Genomic DNA, 15,710 nt, shown 5'->3' on the forward strand with positions numbered 1-15,710 from the left:
ATCAAGCAAGGTGGCTAAAATAGAAATAGGCAAGAAATAAAGAGAATTATGTATTTAGTTTATCCTACGTTCGCTTCTACACTAGAGATCTCAACACAATAATTAGAATATCAATATCACAACGATATAACGGAGCCTACAATGGATAAGTTTACCTACCAAAACCCTACAAGCATTCATTTTGGTCAAGGTCAAATCGCGGCAATTAGCCAAGCTATTCCTAAAGATAAAAAAGTATTGGTTATTTACGGTGGCGGTTCTATCAAATCAAATGGTGTTTATGACCAAGTAACAGCAGCGTTGGACGGATTTAACTGGGGAGAATTCTCAGGCGTTGAGCCTAATCCACAATATGACACACTGATGAAGGCCGTCGAACTGGTTAAAACAGAAGGTTATGATTACCTATTAGCGGTAGGTGGTGGCTCAGTTGTTGATGGTACTAAATTTGTTGCCGCTGCTGCCTGTTATCAGGGAGAAGATCCTTGGAACATTTTACTTAAGCAAGAGCCTGTCACTAAGGTTGTTCCTCTTGGTTGTGTATTAACCTTACCTGCAACGGGTTCTGAAAGTAATGGTGGTTCTGTAGTTTCGCGTGGTAAAGACAAGTTATTCTTTGGCTCGCCACTCGTAAAACCTGCATTTGCTATTTTAGATCCACAAACAACATTGAGTTTATCTTCTCGCCAAGTAGCAAACGGGGTTGTTGATGCCTTTGTTCATACAATGGAGCAGTACTTAACTTATCCGGTGAATGCAAAAGTCCAAGATCGTTTTGCTGAAGGTTTACTGCATACCTTAGTTGAAGAAGGGCCAAAAGCATTAGCCACACCCGATGATCTTGCCGTTCGAGCCAATATTATGTGGTCTGCCACTCAAGCACTCAATGGTTTAATTGGTGTTGGCGTTCCATCAGATTGGACAACACATATGATTGGCCATGAATTAACAGGTAATTACGGTATTGATCATGCTCGTACGCTAAGCATTGTATTACCTGCTGTTATGAAAGTACGTCGTAAAGAAAAAGAAGCAAAATTATTGCAATATGCTGAGCGTATCTTTGGTTTAACAACAGGTACAGCAGATCAACGTATTGACGCTGCGATTGAAAAAACCATCGCCTTTTTCAAACAAATGGGTGTCCCAACAACACTTACTGACGTTGATTTAGGAGAAAAAGATATCGATGTTCTTATCGAAAGCCTTAAAAAACATGGCATGATCGCATTAAGTGAACATCACGATATTACGCCAGAGATAAGTCGTAAAATCTTAATGACGGCATTATAAGTTTATATTGTAATACGCTAACAATTTGAAAAAAGGGAGCATTAGCTCCCTTTATTATTTTTGTAATCACTAAACCGAAATAGTAAAACGCTGGCGAGTAACATCACCCCAGTAGCTATCGTGATAAATATCTTCAACATACTGTTCATTTGTGTACGCACCGATAGCACGACGCCAAAAAGCAATCGCATGTACTGCGCCTTCAATTTGCTTACTTTCCCATTCACCTGGCATCATTGAAAACAAGCTATGTGCGAAACGTTGACCTGCTTTATTTTTACGAAAGACAGGCACAACATAGAAATCACATACCTCATAATGACTGTTACCATGGTCAGCAATCGCTGCTAATCCCGCTGGCACACCATCAAAATATAAAAGAAAGCCAAGTACATTACCTTCTATTGGTGTATCAAGCGCAAATTTACCATCATTATCAGGCACTTTTTTCGTCAGTGGTGAAAACTCAGCTTCATATGCCTGAGTTAAGTTTAAATAAATGGTTATGTTTGAAGCATTAACTTGTACTAATTCCACTGCAGCGACCTTCTTTCTCTATTTTATTAGTATTTCTATAAGATCATTGATCAGTTTTTGAACAACGTGCAAAATCTATGTCAATTAGACCAAATATAAGCAAAAGCAATAAAGACTTCTGCTTATTTTGCTCATCGGTTATTTAAGTTTTCAGGCAGTAAAACAGTATTCACTTGGCGTGACTTAGAGCCTTTTGCTTGCATCACCTGAGAAGCCAAGTTATAGCTTATTTCAGCCGCTTGGATCGTACTGCCATTTTGAGTTATTTTAGCCTTATCTTTTAACACCATCATGTTATTTGTTGGTGTATAAATGCCGTAAAGCGACTCTCCATCCACCACCTTTCCATCTTCCATTACACGATGAAAGTAAGCGGGTTTACCATAAACTTCCACACTCTTTAGTGCTTTTGTTTTGCTGTCCAGCTTTATCACGGCCTTGTCCGCTTTAATCTGAACGCCACCCTGTGTGATATCAACCTTTCCAGTTAAGGTTGTGATATTATTGATAACATCAACATCTTGTGTAATTGCTGCCAAATGGATAGGGAGTTGTGTATCTGCTTTTTCAGCCCATGTCGATGAACTCAGTAACAACATGCATCCAGCCACAAATAGCTTTAATTTCATACTTAGTTTCTTCTACTCTATTATTTACGTCTTCTTTGCTTATTATACCTTGAAAATCAGCAAATAGCGGCAAAGCGATGAATAATTTGAAATGGCGTTTTTTATTTCATCAAAACGGTCACTAATACCAAGTTTAGCCTTACCTGTATCACATAGTTCAAAATTAGTACTATCTACAGGCTAAATACCAGTTTATAGATTATCTTACTGCACATATTTATATTGAAGAACTATACAACTTCAAACTCTAAACGATATAAAACATTTATCAATCAGTTAATTAAACTACGTATCTTCTAACAACTAAGATTTGACATGTCGTTAACACACCTACCGCGATGCGTGTTATTAATAAAGAAATACATCGTATTGGAGTGCTAAATGATCATCAGACAGAAGCTATATATCGCATTGGGCATAGTGTTAACGCTGATTGCAGGCTTTGACCATAACCAACCACTCGCCATCTTTGCTGGTATCATTATTGCGACTTCTGCATTTTTACTCGCAGAATTAAAACCCTAGTCTTAATTACCATATATCCTCAAGATTATTTGCACTGAATTCACTTTGTGCAAACAAAGGGCACTGTTATAATATAACATTACTTTAGTCTTCTTTGATGCTTAAACATAGTGCCAAGCTTGTAAATATGGAGATTGCATTTTCTATGCGTTGGATTTCTTTTCCTGCAATATTACTTTCGTCTTTAACCTTGTTTTCAACCGCTAGCCAAGCACATCCACACTCATGGATTGATATGAAAACCTATATCCAAGGTGATAAAAAACAAATCACAGGATTTAAAATGGTATGGACTTTTGATGCTATGACAACTGCATATATGCTGGACGGTGAAGATATGTCGCCGGAAAGCAAAACAGAAACACTTGCTCGTGTTGGTGATTCTGTAATGAAAAATATGATGAATGAGCATTATTTTACTTACTTTTATAATGACCAAGAACCAATCAAATATAAAATTGCTACCGATGGAGTATTAACAAAAGATCGCGCTAAAGCGACACTCACATTTGAACTTCCACTCTCTAAACCTCAGCCACTAACCAAAGATTCATTACGACTACTTATTTTTGAACCAAGTTACTATGTTGATATGTCTTGGAAAGCAAAAAACGACATCATCTTATCGCCAGAGCTAAGCAAAGTCTGTACTTTTGACCTCGTTGAGCCTAACCCAAGTCCAGAGCAAATGCTTTATGCCCAATCATTACCACCTGATGCCGATCCGGATAATGCACTTGGTCAATTATTTACCCAAACAGTAAAACTACATTGCCAATCAGCCGACTAACTCTTATTAAAGGATTTCCATGGAGCACCATCATTCCGAGCAACATGCTCATACGAACAAAGGAAACTATTGGTTAGGCGCAACCCTTGTAGCCACTTTTTTAATTATTGTCGGTTATTTACTTTGGCACAATTGGCCAACGTTAATGCTTAGCACCATAAAATGGCAACGTGAAATAAACGGTCAATTGGGTGACTTGCTTTATGATGCAAAAGAAAACCCCGCTGCTATCTATTCGCTGGCTGGCGTCAGCTTTTTATATGGTGTATTTCATTCATTAGGCCCTGGACACGGCAAAATGATTGTAACGACCTATTTAGCAACAAACCCAGCTAAAGTAAAAGCAAGCTTAATCATGACGGTTATCTCTGCTTTTTTACAAGCCTTAGTGGCTATAGTGCTAGTTACCGTTCTACTGGTGTTTTTTAATTCATCGATGCGTGAAATTAATAGCGCAGCAGACCGATTCATCACACTTAGCTTCGTGGCCATGTTATTACTGGGTGTAATTGTTGCTTACCGAGCTATAAAACAAAGCTGGCAATTATACAAACAGAAAACCCATAAACATGACCATACTCATCATAACCATAGCCATAGCCATAGCCATAGCCATAGCCATAGCCATAGCCATAGCAGTGATTGTGGTTGTGGGCATAAACACTTTGCTGATGCTGATAGTATTAATCAAGCAACCAATATGCGTGAATATATTGCAATTATCGCCAGTATTGGTATTCGTCCATGTACAGGTGCGATATTAGCACTACTTTTTGCCAATATGGTTGATATGTACTGGTTAGGTGTAGTGAGCGCTTTACTGATGGCTGTGGGAACGGCGCTGACGACTTCAACGATCGCTACAATGACACTTTCGGGTAAAAAGCTGGTAACAAAATATCTTGCGTACTCTGATCACCAGCATTCATTTGCCCCATTAGTATTTAAGCTATTTGGAGGCTTATTGCTCATCGGCCTTGGTTTACTGCTACTTAATAGTCAAAGCTATGGGATGTCGCCTGTACTCTAAATAAATCTTTTCTATGCTAGCGTTGCGATAGTTCAGTTAACGCTAGCATAGCTTGCTCGGCATGATTTTCATTGACGAAAATATGATCATGATAAAACCCTGCCATCACATTGGCACTAATTCCATGCTTCGCAAGCTCTGATGCTACAGTAGCCGTTAAACCAACAGCTTCCAAACTGGAATGTACTTTTAATGTAATACAGCGATACACATTATTGATTTCAATATTATGCTGGACTGCACTTTCATAACTTAAAATGAATGTCATTCCTTCTTCTTCACAAAATGTCGCTAATGGTGACATAGAAGCAATAGCATCTAGATTAGTATTTTCTGTGCAACAAAAAATATAACGCGTAAGGCTTAATTCTGGTTGTAAATTCATCAGAAGCTCAGTTAAATCAGTGATACCAGCCATTTTTCTTTTTCCCTAAAATCAATCCAAGACAATATTAAGTACAAGCTAATTATTGGATAAAGCCAGCTTATACCCGTTTAATATTTTACGTTCAGCAATCGTTGATAGAATGAACATCATTACATAACCTAAACATAATGCGACAATAATAGCGACAACATTTGCAGTAAATATCGATAATAAATAATAACTTGCTATTAGCGTGATGATACCACTAAGACGAATGAGTAAGCTTAATGTGAATTTCCCATGGGCTTTTATATAGGCTAATTGGTAAGCATTTAGCATCATAAAAATAAAGAACATAGAAAAATGAAATAATACAATAACGGCACCATGATACTGAGGGGGAAAAACAAAACCTATAATTTCACGCCCACCGATAAGCATGATGAGGAAAAATGTCACACTCACCATTGCTGCGAGACGAAAAATCCAACGCCTTATTGCTTTGACTTGTTGGTGATCACCTTGCTTAATACATAAGGTTAACTCAGGCAAAACAAAACGATAAATAGGAAAGACAAATAACATCGTCATATAAGTGAATATCGGACGAACAACGACTTGGAAATCGCCAAGTTCATCTAAGCTAAAGTGCGTGATCGTCAATAAAACCGTAATATAAATCATCAATATACTCGCCCCTGCTTCTAATGAGGCAGTGAAGCTTTTGCGAACATAGTTACGCATATTAGGATCAAGTTGAACCGATTTTATTGGTTTCGTCGCAATTTGTTTACGTCGCTTCCAATACATAAAATGGGCAGCAACAAGCGATGAAAATGCCATGCTATAAAACAATGAGGCAAGTGGTGTAAAGTGCAATACGTAGTAACAAATAACAAAGCCCGCTACATTCGTAACAGGCTCTATCCAAGTCACTTTATTAGACACATCATACAAACGGTACATGGCTATCAAGTTGGTAAAATAAACCTTCATTCCCATGCTAAAAATCACACCAACCATTTCGAAATAGCCAACGTTGATGTGTAATTCGTGTTTAATGTATGGAAGTACAACTCCCCATGTTAAGAGAACAATCGTGATCAAGCAAAACCGGAAAATATTGATAATGTCACGATCATTATTCGTTTGGCTGTAAGTCACAACCATAGAAGAGCGAAAACCCGTCATTAATATTAATGATAGAGATACAATATCTATCACACTATTAAACAGCGCTAAGTCGTCTTTATTAACCCACTGAGCGAGCCAAATCTTGAATAAAAAACCAATAGAAATACTGGCTAGTGTCGCGGCAGCGCCTGCTTTAAAAGCCGTTTTCAATCGAGATAAAGCATCTTCACTTGATGGCGGGGCAATATTTTGCTTTTCCATATATATAAACAATAAATCATCAGACTGATTATAATACGTTATTTATCTTTAAATATCTCTCGTAAATATAATAATCCATTAATCCTTTATTGGTTATATTTCTTTAGGTGATGAGTATAATGACTCAAAAATATTTAATTCTGATTCAAGTTCTGACAACAATAATGAAACATTTGCAACATCACCATTATTAACACAGATTTTAATTTTATCACGAATAGTTTTAATTTTATTTCTACTAATAGTAATTAACGACATTTCTTGAAGTCCAACGTAAGATAATACAATTGTAATATGTAAAAGACATTGTCCACCCCAACGATATTTGTTTGTTAGGACAATGACATTTCTTTATTTGAGCTTGAATAATATCTTAAAATGTGACATATGTCACACTTATTGCAGAGGATGGGTCACATATTAGCCGAGTAAACTATTTAACGCTTAGAAAAGACAGTTATTGATTACTTCACTTTCTGCTTATATACGGCTTAAACGTCAAAAAAGCAGTATCTAAACGGTTTAAACGGCGATTTTCCATATTATTAAATATGTAATGGGAATTGGTAGAGATTTATAATAACCCAATATTACATGTGGTATACGTACCAGAAATCGAAATAATACAGATACAAATTGCTATAAGTTACAGTCATTCTTTATTAAAGTCATTTTGTTAATAATTAACTCTCTTCATCATTTTTTAATTGACTCATCACATAGCAAAACTTATTGTAAAACAACAGAGCGGATATCGTATAATGGTATTACCTGAGCTTCCCAAGCTCAAGACACGGGTTCGATTCCCGTTATCCGCTCCAGTCTTTAACAAGGCCTGCATTCTAATTTTAACGAACTGATTCTCTTATCTATAACGTCAATATTTTGATTAATATTAATCCTCTGACTTTCCTCATGATACACACAAAATTCTGCCCACTTGAATCTCTTTATTTAACTGCGTAAAGTTGCCTCCCTTACTACGACTAACTGAGATAAATAATGAATAATTGGATTATATTAGCCTTTCTTAGCATATTCATTATCGGCTGTGCTCACTCACTATCAGAAGGCACATCGATTCAAGCTCATGGCAATGTTGAAATGAGCCGCAGTATTAAGTAATTATAAAAATAAAGACCAACATGTTTTGTTGGTCTTTATGTTTTGTTGGTCTTTATGTTTAATCTCCCAACACCACACCAAAATGTTCGTCACAGGATACGTTGCTTGGGTTACCACCCGAATCATAACCACAATAATCAAGCTCTAATATATTGTATTCTTGGCGTGTTTCTTCTAATAACTGCACAAACTCTTCTTTTGTCACCTTACGCTCTCGATAGTAACTCGCATATGTTGATGATCCCATAAAGAAACCTTGAGCAGTACGCACTCGCGTATCGTTCGGTGGTAGTGTCGTTAGCTGATTTTGGGTAAAACTCCCATCGGGTAAACGCACTTGATACAGTACAGTATCATCACCGATCAATGTTGTTGTGGTACTTAGCGTCATGCCAAAAGCTTCAAATGGTCCAGATAAATTACCATCACAATCTGACGCGCTTTGATCAGCACTAAAGACTTTTTCATTACCGTTATCACCGCATATACCAGAGCCAACAACATCTTCAACAGAATCACATTCAGATGAATTTTTAGCTGGGTACAAAAATACGTTACGCTGCTTAATACTGTTGCCAATGACTTCTAAATGGATAAATCCACGATAGTGATCGTAACGATATGGCCAACTCGCAGAAACATTGGGATCACCATCTGCCCCTAAAAAGGTATATTCGCCAACCCACCAGCCTTCTTCACGTTGCCAAGGAACAAAATCGAGTAAATTAACACTTTCTAAGTCGCATTCAGGTTCTGGAGCCGATTGAGTCAAGAACTCAGACTCAGACTCAGACTCAGACTCAGACTCAGACAAGTTATCATCTACCGCTTGCACTTCAACTGATTCTGATTGTACTGGTTCTGGCGTTGTATTAACTTTTACCGCATTTTCATTATCACTGTTACAAGCCATCATTGAACAACACGCTATCAACGTTAAAAATATTCGCCAAGCCATAAACTACAACCTATTAATCATCTCTTAATAGAACAATGTAGTTTGCAAATGTATGGTGCTATTACTCAGTTATAAGATTTCATCAATTTTGCTAAAAACCTCGCCAATAAGCTCATTTTTTATTTATCAAAAACTTCCTTTATATGACTATTTTTCAATCAGTTAAACGATTTAAAGTAGGCACTCTTACTTTGAACGTCTAATATTGAATATGTTGTAAATTGCATGGAAGCGATAGATGAAAACATCATTATTAACTAACGAATTAATTGTAGCGGGATTACAATTTCAACCGACCTATAAAAATGGGATCAGTAATCATTTACCAATGACTTTAGTTGCACTTGATCAAATGGGTGCTAACGACGAGCGTATATTACTTTTTTATCATCAATATATATCACAGCTTGAAAACGTCGCTCGTAATGAGCCCTTTATTAAACAAGCGGATAAAATTGAGCAACGTATTAAAAATGATGGCGTTGAAGCAACACTCATCGCCTATATGCCAAGGTTAATTGCTAGTTTTAATGCGCAAGCTTTCCAATGCATGATACGGTTATCTTATGCGATAAAAAGCCAGCAGCAACGTGAGATCGCTTATGCATTAGCCTATTGGGAACAAAGCTATCAACTTATTACTCCATTATCGATAACAGAGAAATACAACGCAGAGCAGCAGTTAGAGCAGCTGGTGTATGCTTTTTCAAATAGCTCATTCCAAACCAATAATGCTAGTCAGCGTATTTTTGAGGTGGCACAGCATCCTAACTATCTAAAGCTTGCTCCCGTCCCTGTTGATATAACAATAGAAAAAGTATTGCAGCTAGTTGTTGAGTATTACCGTAAAACAAGTGACTCCACCTTCTTATATGGTATTACTGCCGTTCACGCTTTTATCGAACTGTTACAATATTTCCCAGATCAACAAACAGCATTACAATGGTTTTGGCAAAGTTATACAGCCGCTTTTGCGACGGTAGGAAAAAACCTTCCGCAATCTCGTGATGTATTACCGCCTCCCCCTCACCTAAGTTGGCTTGAAACGATCACACGTGGAGCTTTAAGTAACAATGATCACACGATAACGTTGATATACAGCTGTAGTGAGCTTTATAAGTGCTATCCATTGGCAGAATTAAAGTATATTGCGAATCAATGTATAGCCAATGAAAGCCTTTAATATTAAGTAATATCCAGCCATATGATGATGTTTATATGGCTATTTTCTATGCAGTCCGTTTGTGAAACTTTCATTTATTTAACGTAATCTTATACGATACAAAGCTAGCCATTTCAAAAATAAAGCATCAGAGGTAGAGTATTACCCTGTAGAGTTAAATTCAGATACACGTTATTTTATAAATAGCTTACGCTTTTTTACTATGTGGTAATTAACAAATGAAAATTGAACAAGACGTTATTGAAACGCTAGAAGAGTTAAAAACCTTTATTATCTCAATTGAAAATGGTGGTTTAGGCTTAAAAGATGTAGAAGGCATTGGCTTAGCTAAAAATAACGCTGATGGTCGCCCTTTCATCGCTGTTTTTGATAAGAATCAGCAGTTGATTTATGGACGCTGGTTAAGCCAAGATGTTTATGATAATGGTAAGGATATTGTTCGTAACGGTGTGAAACATCACTAATTAAATACATTAGGATCTGATCTTTATCATATTGTTATTGCGTTAGATCCTAAATACTGACCATAAGATATCTTACCTATCGTTTTAGTATTTTCGGTTTAGATCTATATTGAAAATAATTAGGCATAAATAGTTTAGGCTCTGTGGTTTTGTCGAGTACTTTTACAATGTAAGCAGTAAGGATATGCCGACCAATCTTTAACGTATCTTCTGTTAACGATAATGGGATTTTTGAATGTATTTTTACTCGCTGCAGATCTGAACGATATTGAGCATTCACTGCAACAATACTTGCTTCATGCCTTGTTTTACAAATAATACAAACATAACAATCAAACTTACCTGCACGCCCCCAGCCACTTAGAAATATATTCTTGGCGGTCACATAATACATATATAGGTATGCTCACACAGCCGTAATAATAAGCACACATTAATGCAATCAGGTGCTTATGTCATATGCTATTTTGTTACTACTTAGAACCTATATTGAATTACTTTTTTGTTTATATTATCAATTTGTTAGTATCGATAATTACAGAAATAATCAAGCCCCTATATATTTGACAAAATCATCTTAATACAGAGGCTCAGTTGATACTTATTCCGGTTTTCTTTCACCGGTCATAAATGCATGAAGAATTTCTGGTGTTAGCTCACCCGCCTCTTCTAATCGCTTTAATTCAGCAACAATTTTCTTCTGCTCATCAAGCTCGGGAATAGGGAGCTCTGGCTCTTTTTCGTAATCATCAGGTATAGATAAATTTAAATCATGCATAGGAAAACCCTAACTTTTAAATAGTATATTATTTGCTGATTATACACGTAAATGTTTCACGATAGCATCTTGTTTACCGTTTCACATGCATAGCCAAATGACCTTTAATCTGCATAACTACTTCCACGTTGTTTGCCGCAGTCACCGGCATAAAAGATGCGGCAAAATAGATCATTGGTGATCGATTAATGCCGCACTCATCATCGTTCTATTAAATCAATTTACTTACAATGACTGTTGGTGCTTTTCAATCAACATATCCATCGCTTCTTGAGCACGTTGCTGGGCATGAATCATGGTATCTTCATGTAACATTGGCTCTACTACTTCGTAGTAACATTTTATCTTTGGCTCCGTCCCTGAAGGCCTAACAATAACGCGAGCCCCACCTTGTAAGTGATAGATCAATACATCGCTAACGGGTAATTCAATACCTTCAACTGTACCATCACTAAATGTTCTCAACGATTGCTTATAATCTTCTGTGCATACAATCGGTAACCCTGCAATCTCTGTTGGTGGTTGATGGCGTAATGTATCACCGATAGGCGCAGCGGTTGGATCCAATGCAATGCTACGTTGCGCATTAATATACAAACCATGCTCACGATAGATAGCTTCTAATTGATCCCAAATAGTCTGCCCTTTAGCATGCAACTCTGCGGTTAATTGTGCAAACGCAACTAATGCAGATAAACCATCTTTGTCCCACACCTTACTACCAATGGTGTAGCCCAATGCTTCTTCGTATGCGAACAGGAATTGATGCTCTTCTGTTTGTTGTGCCATCGCTACATTAGTTAGCCACTTAAAGCCCGTTAACGTTTGGTAATAACGCGCTCCAAGAGTCGTCGCAATCTTGCCAAGTAAGCTTGAAGATACAATTGTATTCCCCACTAGGTTTTGATTAGCATGTGCATGGCTTAATAAGTAATAGCCGAATAATGTACCAACCTGATCCCCTGTTAGCATTTGGTATTCACCGTCGTCACGACGTACAGCAACAGCAAAGCGATCTGCATCTGGATCATTGGCACAAGCTAATACTGCATCGTGTTTTTTTGCTTCCGCAATAACAAGATCCATCGCGCCAGTTTCTTCAGGGTTAGGGAATTTGACCGTAGGGAAAGTACCATCAGGCTCTCTTTGCGCTGCAACACTGTAAACATGGTCAAATCCAGCATCAGCTAATAATGTTTCTGCCATTTCGGCACCAACACCATGCATTGCCGTATAAGCGATGTTAATTGATTGCGGATTGGTGTGATTTATCAATAACGGATTGGTATTCATCGTTTGGCGATAAGCTTGGTAGTAGTCTTCATCTAGCCAAACGAGTAGCCCTTTATCTTCAGCCTCTTCTAGCGGTAAATACGACAATTCATGTTTTGTCGCTTTATCAATTTCATCGGCGATTCCAGCATCTTGCGGCGGAATAATCTGGGCACCATTTTCCCAGTAAACTTTAAAGCCATTGTATTGCGGAGGATTATGACTGGCAGTAACAACAACAGCTGCAGCGGTATGAAGATGTTTCACGCCAAATGCAACAACTGGCGTTGGTGCCACTTTTACCGTTAAATAGACTTTAATGCCTTGTGCGGTTAATACTGATGCTGTGTCATGTGCAAATTGTTGTGAATAAGGACGCCCATCATAACCAATAACAACACCTTTACTGGCCGCTTCAGGGACTGAACGTAACAGATATTGCCCCAATCCTGCCGCTGTTTCTTGAATGACTAAGCGGTTCATTCGATTAGGCCCAGCACCAACAACTCCGCGTAATCCTGCTGTACCAAAAGCTAATCGACCGTTAAAACGATCCGTTAACTCTGCTTGATTATTGTCTTGGATAAGCTGTTCTAATTCATTTCGTGTTTTTGGGTCAGGATCGCGTTCCAACCAACGAGCGATATCACTATTCATTATTATTGTCCTGCTATGTTGATGATTTTCTGAATCACAATCGAATTGATATGTTCAAGAACTTGCATCATTAAGTACTACATCATGCTATCAATAAACCACAAATGATAAACATTCGCATTATATACCATGCTATTTTTATCATATTTACATCTGTGTGTTTAATTATTGCACACGCAAACGATAGCGTGAATATTGCGCAGTACTCTATGATTTAGCGATAAAAATAATATACTGATGCGCTGCAATTACGAAGGTTAAAAAACGCGTATAAAAAAACCGATAACGCTAAGAGCTTATTCGCTTTAGCTATATCGGTTTTTAATCTCTGAACCTATTTAATCAGTAAGATATTCTTACCACATCAAATCATCTGGAATAACGAAGTCTGCGTACGGATCATCTTCATCTGCAATACTGTCAGCCACTGTATTATTTAATACAATAGATTCTTCATCACGTTGTGCAATCTTATCTGCGACAGAAGCGGGGATTACTTCATAGCCATCAAGGTAACGCGCAATCGCTAAACGACCATTTACTAGCTGATTTTGCATTACTTTATCAACATAGATCTTTTTAACCGTTGAACCATCAGTAAAATTGTAACCGATATCACCACTCTGACGATCCAAGCGATTCATTTCAATAAGCTGTTTAATTTGAGCAGCCAGCTCTTTCGCTTTGATCTCTTCATCACGAACACGATTAAGCTCTTTATCTTTTTCTAGCTGTGCTATGCGATTTGCTTCAACAGCAGCTTTTGCTTCTTTCGCTTGAGTACGAGATTTTTTAGTGGTTTTACCCGCCTTTTTAAGCTTCTTCTTATCTATAAGCCCTGCTTTTAGCATCTGCTCTTGTAGACTTAGCTTTGCCATTGAAACTCCGTAACATTCATTATTATTTATCAGTGTAGACACACTAATTTATAGCCGTATTATCACGTTTAGCGCTAAAACAGGTCAAGCTTAAACAATAAAATTACTTGCAGACTTTAAATCCATTCTTAATGGCTAAAGAATCGATTATTCATCTAACAAATCACAGTTAACAATTTAATAAAAAAGTAGAGTTCAGCATTATTTCCCGCTTTGTCTCTTCCTTAGTCATTAAACTCGCGATACCTCACCATCATCTAATTAATTGAGTTATTCTCAAAAATTTGTCTCGCGTCGTTTAAAGATGCCTTACAATTTTTTCATTCATCATAAAAAATACTTACACTCAACTTATCGCCTTTTGTTTATGTAAAGATCACTGTTGAAAGTTATACACCGAGCCTAAATTAAGTATCTGAGTCAGTTCATCTAATGCGGTGCGAGATTCCACCAGCAAATTGGGATCAGCTAAATCAGCTTCAACTAAACGATCACGATAATGCTTATCAACCCACTGGTTTAAAACAGAAAATTTATCATCTGACATTAACACCTCAGGATTTACAGCTTGCAGTTCTTGTTCATTAAGCACGACACGTAGTCGTAAGCATGCTGGTCCTCCACCATTTGCCATACTCTGCTTCAAATCAAAGATCATCACTTTATCAATGCCTTGCTGACTCGTTACTAATTGCTCTACATAGCGTTTAACTTGGCTATTTTCTTCACACTCTTGCGGTAAAACCAGTACGGTTTCTCCATTAGGTAACGATAATAATTGTGAGTTAAATAGATAGCTTGAGATCGCACTATCAATCGACACACTCGAAGTAGGCACTTCAATGATCTTAAAGTCCTCACCCATTTTTTGTTTTAACTCTGCATACACTTTCGTTTGATCAACATACGCTTGCTCGTGACAAAACAATAAATCTCTATTACCAACAGCAATCACATCATTATGGAATACACCTTGGTCAATCACAGCAGGATTTTGCTGAGCAATCACAACTTGCTGCTCATCTAATTGGTGTAACCGTGCTATAGCTTCACAAGCCTCAAAGGTTTGCCTTGCTGGATATTTCTTTGGTTGAATAAAACGACTATCAAAAGCATGACGACCGTGAACAAAAAACTCAACGCCAGCTTCACCATATTCACGACAAAAGCGGGTGTGATTGGCCGCCCCTTCATCGCCAAAATGATTCACCGAAGGTAAAGCGCTATGATGATGGAAATGTTGTTCACTCGAAAACATCGCTTTTAAAATCTTACCTGTTGTCACATGCTCGATTGAACGGTGAAACTGATTAACTAAATTAGCTGGGGTGAAATGTACTCGCTTATCAACAGTATCAGCAGATGGCGATACTGTGGCTGCATTGGCTGTCCACATACTGGAAGCTGAATAGCAAGATGCTAGTAACTTGGGATTATGTTTTGCTACCTGCTGGATAATATTTTTATCTGAGCCAGAAAAGCCCAAACTACGGAGCGTAGCAATATCTGGTCTTTCTTGTGGTGCAATGATCCCTTGTACTAAGCCTAGATCAGCAAGGGTTTTCATTTTTGCCAGCCCTTGTTTCGCTGCTTGCTTAGGATTAGACGCTTTGGCGCTGTTCTTAGCTGACGCAAGATTACCGTAAGCTAAACCGCTGTAATTATGCGTCGGGCCCACTAAACCATCAAAATTCGCTTCAAATGCTTTCATTTTCCATCCATGTCATCCGCTAAATACATAGCAATTAACATAACAAAATTTTTACATTTACCGCAACAAAACACGTTTATGTCTAATTAGTCATTATTTATAGATTATTATTTTATAT

General features: G+C 37.5%; 16 protein-coding genes and 1 tRNA gene. 8 read left to right on the forward strand and 9 right to left on the reverse strand.

The window, feature by feature from the left end:
- Positions 1-141: 141 nt before the first annotated feature.
- Positions 142-1,293 carry an iron-containing alcohol dehydrogenase gene (locus tag C9J45_RS14390; RefSeq protein ID WP_107292689.1) on the forward strand — a complete coding sequence of 384 codons (1,152 nt, stop codon included), beginning with the start codon at positions 142-144 and terminating at the stop codon, positions 1,291-1,293.
- A gap of 69 nt (positions 1,294-1,362) precedes the next feature.
- Here the strand turns inward: C9J45_RS14390 and C9J45_RS14395 are convergent, their stop codons facing one another.
- Together C9J45_RS14395 and lptA are read right to left on the reverse strand one after the other, a co-directional pair.
- Positions 1,363-1,830 (reverse strand): GNAT family N-acetyltransferase, encoded by a 468-nt coding sequence (locus tag C9J45_RS14395; protein ID WP_107207534.1) that lies wholly within the window; start codon positions 1,828-1,830, stop codon positions 1,363-1,365.
- 131 nt (positions 1,831-1,961) lie between these two features.
- Positions 1,962-2,459, reverse strand: a complete 498-nt coding sequence (lptA, locus tag C9J45_RS14400) for a lipopolysaccharide transport periplasmic protein LptA (RefSeq protein ID WP_107207533.1) — start codon at positions 2,457-2,459, stop codon at positions 1,962-1,964.
- 381 nt (positions 2,460-2,840) lie between these two features.
- Between lptA and C9J45_RS21675 the strand changes: the two genes are divergently transcribed.
- The 3 genes from C9J45_RS21675 (at position 2,841) to C9J45_RS14410 (ending at position 4,804) form a co-directional block, all read left to right on the forward strand.
- Positions 2,841-2,984, forward strand: a complete 144-nt coding sequence (locus C9J45_RS21675; protein WP_199187177.1) for a hypothetical protein — start codon at positions 2,841-2,843, stop codon at positions 2,982-2,984.
- A gap of 145 nt (positions 2,985-3,129) precedes the next feature.
- Positions 3,130-3,774, forward strand: a complete 645-nt coding sequence (locus C9J45_RS14405) for a DUF1007 family protein (protein WP_233217767.1) — start codon at positions 3,130-3,132, stop codon at positions 3,772-3,774.
- A gap of 19 nt (positions 3,775-3,793) precedes the next feature.
- Positions 3,794-4,804, forward strand: a complete 1,011-nt coding sequence (locus C9J45_RS14410) for a nickel/cobalt transporter (RefSeq protein WP_107292690.1) — start codon at positions 3,794-3,796, stop codon at positions 4,802-4,804.
- 16 nt (positions 4,805-4,820) lie between these two features.
- Here C9J45_RS14410 and C9J45_RS14415 read toward each other — a convergent pair whose 3' ends face one another.
- Positions 4,821-5,222, reverse strand: coding sequence for an ACT domain-containing protein (locus C9J45_RS14415; protein ID WP_107207531.1), 402 nt, complete (start codon positions 5,220-5,222; stop codon positions 4,821-4,823).
- Positions 5,223-5,267: 45 nt separating this feature from the next.
- A complete protein-coding gene (locus tag C9J45_RS14420) occupies positions 5,268-6,566 on the reverse strand; it encodes a lipopolysaccharide biosynthesis protein (protein ID WP_107261960.1) in 1,299 nt (432 codons plus the stop codon).
- A gap of 747 nt (positions 6,567-7,313) precedes the next feature.
- Here C9J45_RS14420 and C9J45_RS14425 point away from each other — a divergent pair.
- Positions 7,314-7,387 (forward strand) — tRNA-Gly (locus tag C9J45_RS14425).
- Positions 7,388-7,568: 181 nt separating this feature from the next.
- Positions 7,569-7,691 carry a hypothetical protein gene (locus C9J45_RS21835; RefSeq protein ID WP_255418313.1) on the forward strand — a complete coding sequence of 41 codons (123 nt, stop codon included), beginning with the start codon at positions 7,569-7,571 and terminating at the stop codon, positions 7,689-7,691.
- A gap of 58 nt (positions 7,692-7,749) precedes the next feature.
- On the opposite strand, the gene C9J45_RS14430 is transcribed toward C9J45_RS21835, so the two are convergent.
- On the reverse strand, positions 7,750-8,649 hold the full coding sequence (locus C9J45_RS14430) for a hypothetical protein (protein WP_107292691.1): 900 nt from the start codon (positions 8,647-8,649) through the stop codon (positions 7,750-7,752).
- A 238-nt stretch (positions 8,650-8,887) separates the two neighbouring features.
- Between C9J45_RS14430 and C9J45_RS14435 the strand changes: the two genes are divergently transcribed.
- Both C9J45_RS14435 and C9J45_RS14440 read left to right on the forward strand, forming a co-directional pair.
- Positions 8,888-9,832 carry a questin oxidase family protein gene (locus C9J45_RS14435; RefSeq protein ID WP_107261956.1) on the forward strand — a complete coding sequence of 315 codons (945 nt, stop codon included), beginning with the start codon at positions 8,888-8,890 and terminating at the stop codon, positions 9,830-9,832.
- A gap of 218 nt (positions 9,833-10,050) precedes the next feature.
- Positions 10,051-10,296, forward strand: coding sequence for a hypothetical protein (locus tag C9J45_RS14440; RefSeq protein ID WP_005365946.1), 246 nt, complete (start codon positions 10,051-10,053; stop codon positions 10,294-10,296).
- 601 nt (positions 10,297-10,897) lie between these two features.
- Here C9J45_RS14440 and C9J45_RS14450 read toward each other — a convergent pair.
- The 4 genes from C9J45_RS14450 to astB form a co-directional block, all read right to left on the reverse strand.
- Positions 10,898-11,074, reverse strand: a complete 177-nt coding sequence (locus C9J45_RS14450) for an ATPase (RefSeq protein WP_005365948.1) — start codon at positions 11,072-11,074, stop codon at positions 10,898-10,900.
- Between the two features lie 225 nt (positions 11,075-11,299).
- Positions 11,300-13,003 carry a phospho-sugar mutase gene (locus C9J45_RS14455; protein ID WP_107292692.1) on the reverse strand — a complete coding sequence of 568 codons (1,704 nt, stop codon included), beginning with the start codon at positions 13,001-13,003 and terminating at the stop codon, positions 11,300-11,302.
- A 356-nt stretch (positions 13,004-13,359) separates the two neighbouring features.
- A complete protein-coding gene (locus C9J45_RS14460; RefSeq protein ID WP_107207525.1) occupies positions 13,360-13,881 on the reverse strand; it encodes a DUF2058 domain-containing protein in 522 nt (173 codons plus the stop codon).
- A 376-nt stretch (positions 13,882-14,257) separates the two neighbouring features.
- The gene (gene astB / locus C9J45_RS14465; protein ID WP_107207524.1) at positions 14,258-15,592 is read right to left on the reverse strand and encodes an N-succinylarginine dihydrolase; all 1,335 of its coding nucleotides are present in this window, start codon (positions 15,590-15,592) and stop codon (positions 14,258-14,260) included.
- Positions 15,593-15,710 lie beyond the last annotated feature (118 nt).

Origin of the sequence: Photobacterium sp. GB-1 (genome assembly GCF_003026165.1) — a bacterium.
In the GTDB taxonomy this organism is placed as follows: Bacteria; Pseudomonadota; Gammaproteobacteria; order Enterobacterales; family Vibrionaceae; genus Photobacterium.